We start from the raw sequence: 14076 nt of genomic DNA, 5'->3' as shown, positions 1-14076 counted from the left end.
TTTCTTCCTTTTTCATTATCAAAACGCATATAGAGCAAAGCTCCATATACTACGCTAACGCTAAGTTTACTTCAGCAGTAAGGCTCACGTGACTCGTCACTTTTAATTTTTATTGCTATATGATTACAATATATAACGTGTGGTATCTTCATCTTCAACCACTTTGCTTATCTTTTCTTCTACAAGTGCTTTATCTATATTTACTTTCTCACCTGAATATTCATCTGCTAAAAAACTGATATCTTCCAAGATCTTCTCCATCACCGTATGCAAACGTCTAGCACCGATATCTTCCGTCTTTTCATTTGCAAGAAGTGAATAGTGTGCAATAGCATGTAATGCTTCTTCATCAAACACCAATTCAACTCCTTCAACATTCATCAAAGCTTGATACTGTTTAATGAGTGAGTTATTTGGTTCTGTCAATATGCGATACAGTGTCTCTTCATCTAGGCTGTCAAGTTCTACACGCAATGGAAAACGACCCTGAAGTTCAGGCATAAGGTCACTTGGTTTACTTATGTGAAATGCACCTGCAGCAATAAAAAGGATATGGTCTGTTTTTACCTGACCTAGTTTTGTATTCACAGTAGATCCCTCTACGATAGGAAGCAAATCTCTTTGCACACCCTCTTTACTTGGATCTTGCCTGCTTTGCGAGTTGGAAGATACAGCGATCTTATCTATCTCATCAAGAAAAACAATACCACCCTTTTCTACTTTTTCAAGTGCTAAAGCTTTGAGCTGTTCCTCATCAAGTAATACTTCACTCGCCTCTTGGGCCAAAATTTTCTTAGCATCTGCTACACTTACCTCTTTTTCAGGACCTTTTTTACCCATACCGCCTAAAACTTTAATGATAGACTCTTGTACTTGTATCATCTGAGGTGGAAGTCCCTCTTCTGGCATAGTAGGATTATTTGGCATCTCTACTTTAATTTTCAGATGATCAAGCTCTCCTTTGGTAAATTTCTCTTGCATACGTGCAAACGATGCCTCATACTCCGCTTGCTTTTGTTCACTCGCACCGGCAGGAAGGGGAGGAAGAAGTTTTTCTATAATTTTGTTTTCTATATAGTTTTCTATCTTCTCTTGATTCTTTTCATTTTCACTTTTACGTACGATACCCATAGAAGTAGATGCCAGATCACGGATCATAGATTCCACATCACGCCCGACAAATCCTACTTCTGTATATTTACTGGCTTCTACTTTGATAAAAGGCAAGTTCATCATCGTGGCAAGTCGTCTGGCTATCTCTGTTTTACCTACCCCAGTGCTACCTATCATAAGTATATTTTTAGGTACTACATCATGTTGCATCTCTGGGCTAAGCTGCATACGTCTATAACGATTTCTAAGTGCTACAGCGATGGTCTTTTTCGCATCATTTTGTCCTATGACATATTTGTCAAGGTAAGCGACTATCTCTTTTGGTGTTAAATTTTCCAAAGATAATTCCTTATAGTTCTAATATTTTAATATTTTTATTGGTATAGATACAAAGATCACCTGCCACCTCAAGCGACTCTTGTACCAGTTCTTTAGGATCAAGCGTACTGTGTTTATCTAATGCACGTGCTGCAGAGATAGCATAATTACCGCCAGATCCAATAGCTGCTATTTTCCCGTCTTGCGGTTCAACCACATCACCGGTACCGGAGAGTATAAAAATATGCTCTTGGTTCAGTACTATCATCATCGCTTCAAGCTGACGCAGATGTTTATCTTTTCTCCACATTTTAGAAAATCCGATAACTGACTTAAAAAGGTCTCCCTTTTTCTCAGCCAATATTCCTTCAAACATATCAAAAAGGTTAAACGCATCAGCTGTACTTCCGGCAAACCCTGCTAAGATTTTTCCCTCATGTAAAGTACGTATCTTCGTTGCGTTACTTTTAAGTACTGTATCGCCAAAGGTTACTTGTCCGTCACCTCCGATAACAGCCTTGCCTTCACCTTTGTAACCCAGTATCGTAGTAGCGTCAAACATGACTATACACCTACTACTTCTACTTTAAGTGCTGCATGGATACCGTGACCAAGTTTTGCATCAACTTCATGTATACCTGTTGATTTTAGTGCTTTTTTAAGGTTGATGTGTTTCTTATCCAGCTCGATATTCAGTTGCTCTTCTATCGCTTTGGAGATATCAGCATTTCCTACTGAACCCTGTATGCCTACAGGTGCTGTAGGTTTTTCTATCCTGACCGTTGCAGCTTCAAGTGTGATCTTCTCTGCTTCTAGTCTAGTAAGCTCATCCTTAAGATTACGGGCCATTTCTTCCTGCTCAGCCTTCCAATTCTCTACCACTTCAGGCGTAGCCAATTTTGCTAACCCTTTACCGATGAGAAAGTTTTGTCCATATCCATCTTTTACGTCTTTGATCTCACCTGCTTTCCCAAGTGTTTTTACATCTTTTATCAATAATACTTTCATTCTATGTCCTTGTTGGATTTATAATTGGTATTATTTTAACAAAACTTTACTAGACATTTGTTAAAATCAACTACATGTTTCACCTGAAGTACACGATAGAATATAATAATTGTTTATTTTAAAGCAGAGGTTTCCTATGAAATATTTACTATTTTTACTAAGTATTATACTCTTTTCCTTTCAAGGATGCAGTACCAAACAAACTTCACCTCACTTGGACAATCCACAAATAAAAACTCCCAAGACAACCACAGTACCTTCCCAAAACAGTATTAATAATAACCCAAAAACAGAAGAAGATATAGAAGAATTTGAAGAATTTGAAGAATTTGAAGAAGAATTTGAAGCAGAAGAAACAAGCAATATAAGTGATCCCCTAAGTGGTTATAATAGAGCAATGACTTCTTTTAACGATAAAGTGATCATCTATGCCTTAAATCCAGTATCTGAAGCTTATGCATATGTATTACCTCAACCTTTTCGTTTGGGGGTATCCAATTTTATTCATAATATAAATTTTCCTATCCGTTTGGTCAATAACCTCTTGCAATTAAAATTCCAAAACAGTTCTGATGAAATAGAAAGATTTATTATCAACACTACTGTAGGTTTAGGGGGACTTATGGATCCTGCAAAAAACCATATGAAGATACCGATACTACCACATAATGAAGATTTTGGTCAAACCTTGGGCCACTATGGCATAGGCTCTGGGTTCCATGTTGTTCTACCATTCTTTGGGCCATCAAACGTAAGAGATACAATAGGAATCACTGTAGATGGATATGTCTCTCCACTTGTTAATGTAAGAGGCTTGGAGCACTATAAAATACCTGATAATCTTGGTCAATCCATTGCCATTGTTACGCTTCATTTTATCAATAAAAATTCTCTACATTTAGGAGAATACGAGAGTATTAAAAAAGATGCCATAGATCTATATCCATTTTTAAGAGATATTTATGAACAAAAAAGAATTTCTGATATAGCGGAATAACTCATAATAATAGGAAAACTATGTTAAAAAAAATACTACTGATACTGCTTCTATCTAGCATATCTTGCCATGCGATAGAAGAACAACACATTCAAAAAGTGATGGATAGCAAAGTAAGGAAAGTCTTACTTGTATTAAAAGATAAAACATTATCACAGAAACAAAAAGAGAAAAAAAGTATCGCTGTCATGAAGAATGCCTTTGACTACCGTACAATGGCGCAGATAAGCCTGGGAAAGAAATGGAAAACACTTTCCAAAAAAGAAAAAAAGCAATTTGCAGTTGCCTTTGAAAAAAAAATAAAACACTCATATGTAGATAAACTAAGACTATATAACAATCAAAAAGTCATCATAAAAGATTTGAAAAAAATAAAACAAAACAGAATTACTTTAGAAAGTCATATTATAGGAAATAATGAAACCTATAAGGTCATATATCTATTTTACAAAAAAAAGAACAGTAATAATTGGTTTATTTATGATGTACGTTTAGAAGGTGTAAGTATTGTTCAGACATACAGAAAACAGTTTTCTGAGTTTTTGAAAACAAAATCATTTAAACAACTTTTGAAAGAACTCTAAGCTGCTGTGTTTTTAAAAACTTATACTTATGTAAAAAAGATGACTTATGCTAAGTAAACTTTATCGAAAACTTATACTTAAATATCCTTTATCTGTATTTATTTTACTTATTAGCAGCATACTCATTTTTGGTATTAATGTCGTAAACTTGGAAATAGACGCTTCTGCAGAGACACTTCTACTAAATGATGATAAAGACTTGGCATTTACAAGAATTGTAGCAAAACGATTTAAAACCAATGATGTACTTGTTCTTGCCTATAAACCAAAACAAGACCTGCTTTCAAAAGAAAGTCTACAAATCTTAACCCATATCAGCGATGATTTAGAAAAATTACCAAGTGTTGAATCCGTAAGTTCACTTATCAATGTCCCTTTGTTTTTTTCACCCATAAGGGAAATGGATGATTTAATTAACGAAACAAGAACACTCAAAAACTCTGATATAAATCTGTCACTGGCTAAACAAGAATTTTTAACCAGTCCTCTGTATAAAGATAGTCTTGTCAATAAAGATTTTACGATATCTTCTATTTTGATCCATTTATATGATAACCCGGAATATTTTACGCTTTTAGAAAAAAGAAATCTTTTACTCCAGAAGCAAAAAGCCTCTTCTCTTTCAAAAGAAGAAAAACAGACCCTTCACGATGTAAATATAGCATTTAAAGTACATAGAGACAAGCAACGTATACTTGACAATAATAACATCAAAGAAATTCGCTCTCTTATATCAAAATATCAAGACGAGGCTGCATTCTTTTTAGGTGGTGTCCAAATGATTTCCAACGACATTGTTGGATTTGTTAAAAATGATCTACTAATCTATGGAAGTATTCTTATACTCCTTCTCATTCTTGTTTTGGGTATTGTTTTCAAAAAACCAAGATGGGTTATGCTGCCTATCCTTATTTGTACACTATCCGTCATCGCCATTACGAGCAGCTTAGGATTTTTTGGATGGGAAATCACTGTCATTTCTTCAAACTTTATTGCCTTGCAACTTATTATCACGATTTCCATCGTTTTACACCTTATTGTGAGATACGAAGAACTTTTAACACAGTATCCCCGTGCTTCATCCAGAAGACTCATTTTACTCACCATGCTTTCAAAAGCGACACCTACTTTCTTTGCCATCCTCACTACCATTGCAGGATTTTCTTCACTTCTATTTTCTCATATACACCCTGTTATCAATCTGGGATGGATGATGAGTGCAGGGATCACCATGTCACTTGTGATCTCTTTTATTATCTTTCCTACTGTGCTCATGCTACTTAAAAAAACACCTCCTGTAAAGCAGCAGAAATCTATCTTTTCTTTACCTTCACTCACTGCTAATATTGTATTAAATGATAAAAAATATATTTTCATCATCACTTTACTTACGATTGTATTTAGCATTACAGGAGCTTCACAGCTCATTGTAGAAAACAGTTTTATTAACTACTTCAAAAAAGATACAGATATTTACAAAGGCATGAAAATTATAGACCAAGAGCTAGGAGGTACAACGCCCTTAGATGTGATACTCACTTTTTCAGATGAAAACATCACAGTATCTCTTGTAACAGAAACAGAGACAGAAGAAGATGAAGACTCATTTGAAGATGAGTTTAATACTTTAGAGAACAAAGACCAATACTGGTTTACCGATGAAAAGATCACGATCATAAAGAAAATCCATGACTATTTAACACACATAGAACAAATAGGAGAAGTACAATCATTTGCTACACTACTCGATACAGGAAAGATACTTAACCAGAACAAAAATTTAGACAGTGTAGACCTGGCTATTATATATCAAAAACTACCTCAAATATATAGAGATATTATACTTTTACCCTATGTCAATATTGAACATAACCAGCTAAGATTTTCCACACGTATTATAGATTCAAATGAGGCATTACGCAGGGATATATTGTTGAAAAAGATCACAGATGACTTAACACATATGATAAATCCACATGTTGCAACGGTGCAATTATCAAATCTTATGGTACTTTACAATAACATGCTACAATCCTTGTTCCATTCGCAGATTACGATGCTCAGTCTTGTACTCCTCATCATTTTTCTAATGTTTTTTGTCCTCTTCAGGTCATTCAAGCTCACAATTATTGCTTTAACTGTCAATATTATTCCCATAGGTATGGTCTTTGGATTTATGGGTTGGTTACACATCCCTCTTGACATTATGACTATCACCATCGCTGCTATAGCTATGGGTATAGGCGTAGATGACACCATTCACTATATTCACCGATTTAAAGTTGAATTTACGAAAGATAATCTTTACTACTTTACCATGCAAAGGACAAACAACAGCATAGGATATGCTATGTACTACACTTCACTCACTGTGATCATAGGTTTTTCTATTTTGACATTATCAAACCTGATCCCAACTATATATTTTGGAGTACTTACTATGTTGGTCATGGCTGCTGCCCTCATATCAAACCTGATACTTTTACCAAAACTTTTACTGTTAGTGAAGCCATTAAAAAAATATGCTACAATCAAAAAAATAAAATAACGGATAAACAACATATGTTTCAAGAATTCAAAATAAACGATTTAGAACAATTTCCACAAGAATTAGGAAAACTTTTAGACCAACAGCGCACTGTGATCAATAATATTACAATCTCAAATGATACAAGCTATGAAAAAGTCCTCAAACCTCTTCAAGATCTAGATGAAGAGCTTGGACTTTTCTTTACACCTCTTTCTCATCTTAACTCTGTCATGAACTCAGAAGAGACACAAAAGGCCTATGAGGAGTCTCTTCCTTTGCTTTCAAAGTTTTCTTCTGAAATAGCACAAAATGAAGAACTTTTTAAAAAGATAGAGCAAATCAAAGCTACATCTGAAGAATCTAAAACTGTTGTAAAGCATGAGGTTAGAGATTTTGTACTCTCTGGGGTAAAACTATCTGAAGAGAAGAAAAAAAGAATGGAAGAGATATCACTAAAACTGAGTGAACTCTCTAATCAGTTTTCACAAAACCTACTCGATGCCACCAATGCCTTTGAGCTTATCATCGAAGATGAGAAAGATGTAGAGGGAATGCCTCAGTCTGACATTGATGCTGCTAAAGAAGAAGTAGATGGTAAAACTGTTTATAAGTTTACTTTACAGATCCCTTCTTACCTTGCCTATATGACTTACGGACCAAATAGAGAGTACAGAAAAGTTATCTCAAAAGCATACAGTACCAGAGCACCTGAAAATGCCGAAGTGATAGATAAGATTCTTGCACTCAAACAAGAGAAAGCAAAACTACTTGAGTTTGAATCTTATGCACACTATGCACTTGAAACAAGAGATGCAAGCAAACAAGAAGAGGTTATCTCTTTCCTGGAATCTTTAGCTGATGCTGCTTTGCCACAAGCAAAAAATGAGCTTTCTGAACTCAAAGAATATGCAAAGAGAGTGGATGGTATAGAAGATCTGTTGGGCTATGATGTAGGCTACTATTCTGAAAAACTCAAAAAAGAGAAGTTTGACTTTGATGATACGATGACAAAACCCTACTTTGAACAGAGTAAAGTACTGGAAGGACTTCTTAACATCGTCTCTGAACTCTTTGGAGTGACATTTAAACCTGCTGATGTTCCTATCTGGCACGCATGTGTAAAGCCGTTTGACATCTTTGAAGGAGAGGAACTGAGTGGTCGTATCTACTTTGACCTTGAAGCACGTAAAGAGAAACGTGGTGGTGCTTGGATGAATGATTGGGAGACCCATTATGTAGACAGCAAAGGAGAGAAACACCTGGCTTCTGCATTCATCGTCTGCAACTTCTCTCCAGCAACTAAAGAGAACCCTTCCCTCCTCAGACATGATGACGTAGTAACACTCTTTCATGAAATGGGGCATGCCATCCACCACCTCTTTGGAAAATGTAAAGAGCGTTCAGTCTCCGGAATCAACGGTGTCGCATGGGATGTGGTTGAATTCCCTTCACAGTTTTTAGAGAACTTTGCTTATGAGGCAGCCATACTTAAACGTTTTGGCTTTCACCATGAAACAGGAGAACCTATTTCAGAGGAACTCACGGATAAGATCAAAGAGACAAAAAATTACCAAGCCGCATTAGGTATACTCAGACAAGTGGAGTTTTCACTCTTTGACTTTAAGCTCCATCAAAAACTTTACCAGGAAGAAGAAGTACAAATACTTCTTGATGCTATACGTGAAAAAACTGCGTTACTCAAATCACCAAGCTACAACAAATTCCAACATGGCTTTGCACATATCTTTGCAGGAGGATATGCTGCAGGGTACTACAGCTACAAATGGGCTGAAGTGCTTTCTGCAGATGCTTTTTTCTCTTGTCTTGACGATGATTCAGGATTTGACACAAAGAGCGCAAAAGGATATAAAGAGTGTATACTGGCACATGGTGGAGCTAAAGAGATGAGTGATCTCTACCAAGAATGGCTTGGACGTAAAGCGGACGTAAAGAGTCTTATCGAGCTTTATGAGATAGGTTAATTATCAAGGAGAAAAGATGAGAGAATACCGTTCACTAGCACTTACTGTCATCGCTATCTTCATCGTTACATTAGTAGGTGCTTTTTTCAGCCCTACTTTCAATGAACAAAAAACCTACCTTGAACTCTTTTTTCTTTTTGGTGCTCTGCTCTTTATTTTTTCTATCTTAGTGATATTTGCTGCTATCGGATTCTCTTCCTTTTCTCTTTATCTTGCAGTTTTTCTTGCAGTAGTAATGGGGATGTATGGTGTTGAAGGTGCTTTACTTGTCACAGGTATGACTTACTTTTTCTGGGGTTCTATCTTTGCAATGGAAGTGCTTCTTTTTTACAATCATGTCAAAAGTGCAAAAGAGTGGTTTATCACACGCTATACTTTTAAAACATTTAAAAATGAGTATTATGCTTTTTATCCGATGATGGGGATGCTATATATTTTATTGGAGTTTGTACCAAGTCTTTTTTATAGAGAGAAGTTGTTGAAGTTCTCTCCTTCAAGGGTATTGAAGGAGATGAAGGAGATATTGAAACCTGAATAGATCTCAACTCTCATTCCCAAGCTAAAGCTTGGAAACAAGTTTAAAGACTATTTTTTGTCTTTATCTTTATTTCCAAATCCGAAAAAACGCTTAATACGCTCACAGATCGTTACAGAACCCGTCTCGATGCGACATACTTCCACTTCATCATAATCACCAATAAGAGACTTGATACGCTCCGGCTGTTTTTTACCCTCGATGATAAATCTAAGTGCATTAAGTCTGATGAACCCTTCTGCATCTTTTTGATCATATACATCATCTGCCTCAAATGTTGAGTGCTCTTCAGAGTAAAGTGTTATATCAGATTTTCTACCTACAACAGTTACATTACCCTTGTATAGTTTTAACTTTACCGTACCTTCTACATGATCCTGTGTTGCATCTATAGCTGCTTGCATCATTTTACGCTCAGGAGACCACCATAAACCATTGTAAATGAGTTTTGCATATTTAGGCATAAGCTCATCTTTAAGATGGGCTTCTTCTCTATCTAAAGTAATAGACTCTATAGCTCTATGTGCTTTAAGCATGATAGTCCCACCCGGTGTCTCATAACAACCACGTGCTTTCATACCAACCATACGGTTTTCAACGATATCGATACGACCAATACCGTGCTTATTACCATACTCATTTAGTTTAGCTAACATTTTTGCAGGACTCAACTCTTCACGGTTGATGGCAACTGGGTCACCCTTGAGATAGCTAATAGTAATATATTCAGCTTCATCCGGTGCTTTTTCAGGACTGACCGACCATAACCACATATCTTCTTCAGGCTCTGCATAAGGGTTTTCCAAATGTTCACCCTCATAAGAGATATGAAGTAAATTTGCATCCATAGAGTACGGTTTTGCCTGACCTTTATCATCGATGTCGATACCATGCTCTTCTGCATAAGCAAGAAGCTTCGTACGTGAGTTCAGATCCCATTCTCTCCATGGAGCGATCACGGCAATGTCCGGATCAAGTGCAAGGTAACCAAGCTCAAAACGTACCTGGTCATTCCCTTTACCGGTCGCACCGTGAGAAACTGCATCTGCACCAGTTTTATGTGCGATCTCTATCTGCTTTTTAGAGATAAGCGGTCTAGCGATAGAAGTACCTAGCAAATATTCACCCTCATAGATGGCATTGGCTCTGAACATAGGGAAAACAAAATCTTTTACAAACTCTTCTTTAAGATCCAAGATGAAAACATTCTCAGGTTTAATACCCATATCAAGTGCTTTCTGACGTGCAGGCTCTACCTCTTCACCCTGACCAAGGTCAGCAGTAAACGTCACCACTTCACACTCATACTCATCTTGTAGCCATTTAAGGATAATACTCGTATCAAGTCCACCAGAGTAAGCTAAAACTGCTTTTTTAATCTTTCTTTTTGCCATTTTCTAAGCCTTTAGTTCTATATAATTTCGCGATTTTACCATAATGTTGGTTAAGGGCACCTCCAATAATAGGTGACACCCACAATGGACAATAAAAGTGCAAAATTTTACAAGAGGCTTTCAAATCCTAGCCGTAGCTAAGATGAAGGAAGTATCTTGTGAAAGATTGTGCTTTTATTGTCCACCCTTTGGGCATCTCTAGCTTTCCCTATATACGTCGTTACTCACTCTTGAATTAGCTACAGCTAGTCCTAGGAGTGAGTGCCTAACCTAAGAAAAAGCTAGAGATGTTGTGGATATCACCTATTATTGGAGGTGCCCTTAAGACCTACTCAAACCCATACTTCTTCAAAATAATATCAACCACAGCCTTTTTATACGCTCCGGTATGACGAAACACTTCCTCACCAGAAGCATCAAAAAATATCTGTGTAGGCATCTCTTTTAGTTTACAGATATCACGGCTTACTAAACGTTCTTTTTGTCCGTCCATGGAGTAGATCTGAAACTTCGGGTGTTCTTCTAGCACTTGAGAAAATACTTTAGACATAGCTATACAGCTGTAGCAGTGTGTCATGCCAAAGGCTAAGATAGTTGGTTTGCCGTTGCCTATATTCCCTTTGATATCAGTATATTTCATGACAGGTAGTACTTTTTTATTGGGCATTTTTTCTCCAAGATATCTGATTGGAACGATTATACAAATTCTATCTTAAATTTTTTTGCGTATAATCTCTATAATTAGATACAAGGAGAGAATATGTTGTTAGGTGTGAACATAGACCATATCGCTGTACTTAGAGAAGCCAGAAAAGTAGCAGACCCTGACCCGTTGGATGCACTCAGTATTTGCAAACGTGCAGGTGCAGACCAGATCACTATACACCTACGTGAAGACAGACGGCATATGCAAGATGCAGATGCCGTGAACATCATAGAACTCTCTTCTTTACCTGTGAACCTCGAGTGTGCCATCTCTCCTGAAATGATAGATATCGCTTGTGAACTAAGACCTCACCGTGTAACGCTTGTACCTGAAAAACGAGAAGAGGTCACTACAGAGGGTGGACTTGCTGTGACAGGGGAACAACCTAAACTCAAAGAAGCCATCAAAAGACTTCAAAAAGAAGAGATAGAAGTCTCTCTCTTCATAGACCCTGCACTTGATGCAGTCAAAGCCTCTGAAGCTTTAGGTGTGGAGTGGATAGAGTTTCATACAGGAAAATATGCAAATATTTATGCCATGCTTTATACGAACCTTTCAAAGACACACCACAGCATACCAGAGCTTGAACTCTCACGTAAGATACTTAAACAGATGTTAGGTGACGAGCTTTGTAACCTTCGTTTACTCTCTTGTGAGGCGATGGAACATGGCTTACGTGTAGCCGCTGGGCATGGGCTAAATATGCAAAATGTAAAAGATATCGTGGAGATAGAAACTATAGAAGAATTGAACATTGGGCAAAGCATTGTGGCTCGTTCTGTCTATACTGGACTGGAACAAGCAATACTCGATATGAAAGCTTTAATGATACGATAATCGTAGGGTGCGTTGGCCAACGCACCTTTAAATATTTTAAGCCTTTCGGCGAAAGTTTATTTTATATAAATTTTATTATGTGGTGCGTTGGCAAACGCACCCTACAAGGGATATAATGACAAGAACTAAAGTTCAGTACAAGCGAAGCAATAAATGCTGAGTCGTAAAAAAGTAGCTATCTCCATTGGTGACCTCAATGGTATAGGCATCCAGCTTGCCCTTGAAAACCACCACACAATCTCCCAAGAAGTTGAACCTGTTTATTGCATTGATGAAAAAATGCTAGAACAAGCATCTAAAAAACTTCAATTTACTATCCCCCATGATTTTCAAACCATAGAAGAGATCGCACCCTATTTTGACATAGAAGCTGGCAGAGTAAGTAAAGAGAGTGGAACCTATGCCTATGCCTCTTTTGTCAAAGCCGTTGAACTGACACGTGATAAAAAAGTAGATGCCATCTGTACCTTACCCATTCATAAAAAAGCATGGGAATTAGCAGGTGTAAATTACAAAGGCCATACTGATGCGCTTAGAGACTTCTTTGATGCTGAGGCTATTATGATGCTTGGTTGTTCTAAAATGTATGTAGCACTTTTTACGGAGCACATTCCTCTCAAAGATGTAGCTAAAAGCATCAATGAAAAAGACCTGACAAGATTTCTTATAGATTTTTACCATACAGCTAAACCTACGAAACAAATAGGTGTTTTAGGGCTAAACCCTCATGCTGGAGATGATGGTGTACTTGGAAGTGAAGAGACCATCATACAACGCGCCATTGACAATGCACATACACACATAGGCAAAAAGATATACTCATCACCACTTGTACCAGACGTAGCCTTCACCCCAAGAGTCAGAGCAAACTACACACACTACATAGCCATGTACCACGATCAAGGCTTAGCACCTCTTAAAGCCCTCTATTTTGACGAAGGCATAAACGTATCACTAAACCTACCAATACTCAGAACATCAGTAGATCACGGTACGGCTTTTGATGTGGCATATAAAAATATAAAATTAAATAGTTTGAGTTACATCAACGCTATAAAATACATAACAGAAAATCAGTAGTAAAAATAGTAGCTGTACTCTCTTAAATGCAACTAGTTGCATGAGCCAACTGCTAAAGTTACCCAAGTGGTAACGTAGCTTTTGGAGCTTTGCTCGAAAAGTGTCCTATAGTGGTAACTCTAACAAAAAAGCCCACCCTCTTCTTCCCCAACAATCTCACAATTCTCATTCATCTGCTCACAAAGCTTCTCTTGACAAGATTGACAAAGATACCGATAGTTTTGCATATCATAGTGGATGATATCACCTTCAGCAATATCATCATAACACTCACCACATACATTAGTCACTCTTAACAGTATCTCTTCTGTAGCAACTTGGGTCAAAAAACATGCATTGCTCATCATTTACTCCGATAATTTTTTGATCATTTTCTCTGCTTCTTCAAGAGAATCATCTAACTCATAAGCTCTTTTATACCCGATCAAAGCTTCTTTTGTACGTCCCAGATCATATAGAGTATTTGCATAGTTGAAGTGATGAGGAGCATACTCTTCATCTAACGTAATGGCACGTTCATGATGCTTTTCCGCTCCTGCTTCATCATCAAGTTTATGCAGTACATTAGCTAAAGACACATGTGCCATATCATCATTATCATCTAGTGATAAAAGTTTTTCATAACTCTCTTTGGCTTCACTATAATCTTCTGTCTGCATACACACATAGCCCATTTTTTGTAAGACTTCTGTATTGTTCCCATCGATGATAAGTGCAGAACCTAAAGCTTTTTTTGCTTCTTCATAGTCTTCTTTTCCCACTGCTTCATCTGTCATGGCAAGTAACTGTTCCATACGTGTAGGCTGTACCGTTGGTGTAGAAAATGTTTTATCTGGACGGTTAATGCCACCTATCTGTTCATCAGGGAGTTTAGCTTCAAAGTCTACGCCTCTCTTAGGATGGTTCCCTGAAAAAAGTTGTTTAAAAAAGAGGTAAAACACCCCTCCAGCGACAATAAGAAGTAAGAGTTGAAATGTTGACATGGTTTCTCC

The 14076-nt window shown here is 37.1% G+C and carries 14 protein-coding genes; 7 read left to right on the top strand and 7 right to left on the bottom strand.

The window, feature by feature from the left end:
- Positions 1–123 precede the first annotated feature (123 nt).
- From hslU to rplI, 3 genes are read right to left on the bottom strand one after another with little or no spacing between them, the layout of a single operon-like run.
- Positions 124–1452, bottom strand: coding sequence for an HslU--HslV peptidase ATPase subunit (hslU, locus tag ACLHDG_RS03940; RefSeq protein WP_415407689.1), 1329 nt, complete (start codon positions 1450–1452; stop codon positions 124–126).
- 10 nt (positions 1453–1462) lie between these two features.
- Positions 1463–1993: an ATP-dependent protease subunit HslV gene (gene hslV / locus ACLHDG_RS03935; protein WP_415407688.1), complete on the bottom strand. Its 531-nt coding sequence runs from the start codon at positions 1991–1993 to the stop codon at positions 1463–1465.
- A gap of 2 nt (positions 1994–1995) precedes the next feature.
- A complete protein-coding gene (rplI, locus tag ACLHDG_RS03930; protein WP_415407687.1) occupies positions 1996–2439 on the bottom strand; it encodes a 50S ribosomal protein L9 in 444 nt (147 codons plus the stop codon).
- Positions 2440–2653: 214 nt separating this feature from the next.
- Here rplI and ACLHDG_RS03925 point away from each other — a divergent pair, with 214 nt between their 5' ends.
- The 5 genes from ACLHDG_RS03925 to ACLHDG_RS03905 are packed head-to-tail and all read left to right on the top strand — an operon-like array spanning position 2654 to position 9070.
- Positions 2654–3436, top strand: a complete 783-nt coding sequence (locus tag ACLHDG_RS03925) for a VacJ family lipoprotein (protein WP_415407686.1) — start codon at positions 2654–2656, stop codon at positions 3434–3436.
- Positions 3437–3456: 20 nt separating this feature from the next.
- Positions 3457–4020 carry an MlaC/ttg2D family ABC transporter substrate-binding protein gene (locus ACLHDG_RS03920; protein ID WP_415407685.1) on the top strand — a complete coding sequence of 188 codons (564 nt, stop codon included), beginning with the start codon at positions 3457–3459 and terminating at the stop codon, positions 4018–4020.
- A 46-nt stretch (positions 4021–4066) separates the two neighbouring features.
- Complete coding sequence (locus ACLHDG_RS03915) at positions 4067–6568, top strand: efflux RND transporter permease subunit (RefSeq protein WP_415407684.1); 2502 nt, start codon at positions 4067–4069, stop codon at positions 6566–6568.
- A 14-nt stretch (positions 6569–6582) separates the two neighbouring features.
- Positions 6583–8532, top strand: a complete 1950-nt coding sequence (locus ACLHDG_RS03910; RefSeq protein WP_415407683.1) for a M3 family metallopeptidase — start codon at positions 6583–6585, stop codon at positions 8530–8532.
- Positions 8533–8548: 16 nt separating this feature from the next.
- The gene (locus ACLHDG_RS03905; protein ID WP_415407682.1) at positions 8549–9070 is read left to right on the top strand and encodes a hypothetical protein; all 522 of its coding nucleotides are present in this window, start codon (positions 8549–8551) and stop codon (positions 9068–9070) included.
- Positions 9071–9117: 47 nt separating this feature from the next.
- Here ACLHDG_RS03905 and ACLHDG_RS03900 read toward each other — a convergent pair whose 3' ends face one another.
- Entirely contained in the window at positions 9118–10461 is a 1344-nt protein-coding gene (locus tag ACLHDG_RS03900; RefSeq protein ID WP_415407681.1) for an argininosuccinate synthase, read from the bottom strand.
- A 328-nt stretch (positions 10462–10789) separates the two neighbouring features.
- Positions 10790–11128 carry a thioredoxin family protein gene (locus ACLHDG_RS03895; protein ID WP_415407680.1) on the bottom strand — a complete coding sequence of 113 codons (339 nt, stop codon included), beginning with the start codon at positions 11126–11128 and terminating at the stop codon, positions 10790–10792.
- A gap of 93 nt (positions 11129–11221) precedes the next feature.
- Between ACLHDG_RS03895 and ACLHDG_RS03890 the strand changes: the two genes are divergently transcribed.
- Together ACLHDG_RS03890 and pdxA are read left to right on the top strand one after the other, a co-directional pair.
- Positions 11222–12004, top strand: coding sequence for a pyridoxine 5'-phosphate synthase (locus tag ACLHDG_RS03890; RefSeq protein WP_415407679.1), 783 nt, complete (start codon positions 11222–11224; stop codon positions 12002–12004).
- Positions 12005–12157: 153 nt separating this feature from the next.
- The gene (gene pdxA / locus ACLHDG_RS03885; protein ID WP_415407678.1) at positions 12158–13084 is read left to right on the top strand and encodes a 4-hydroxythreonine-4-phosphate dehydrogenase; all 927 of its coding nucleotides are present in this window, start codon (positions 12158–12160) and stop codon (positions 13082–13084) included.
- Between the two features lie 119 nt (positions 13085–13203).
- Here the strand turns inward: pdxA and ACLHDG_RS03880 are convergent, their stop codons facing one another.
- Together ACLHDG_RS03880 and ACLHDG_RS03875 are read right to left on the bottom strand one after the other, a co-directional pair.
- Entirely contained in the window at positions 13204–13428 is a 225-nt protein-coding gene (locus ACLHDG_RS03880; protein WP_415407677.1) for a hypothetical protein, read from the bottom strand.
- A 3-nt stretch (positions 13429–13431) separates the two neighbouring features.
- A complete protein-coding gene (locus ACLHDG_RS03875; protein WP_415407676.1) occupies positions 13432–14067 on the bottom strand; it encodes a tetratricopeptide repeat protein in 636 nt (211 codons plus the stop codon).
- Between the last annotated feature and the right edge of the window lie 9 nt (positions 14068–14076).

It is taken from the genome of Sulfurovum iocasae (genome assembly GCF_047716765.1).
Classification (GTDB): domain Bacteria; phylum Campylobacterota; class Campylobacteria; order Campylobacterales; family Sulfurovaceae; genus Sulfurovum.
Note: the sequence above shows the minus strand (reverse complement) of the source record. Positions and strands in the feature narration are given on the sequence as shown.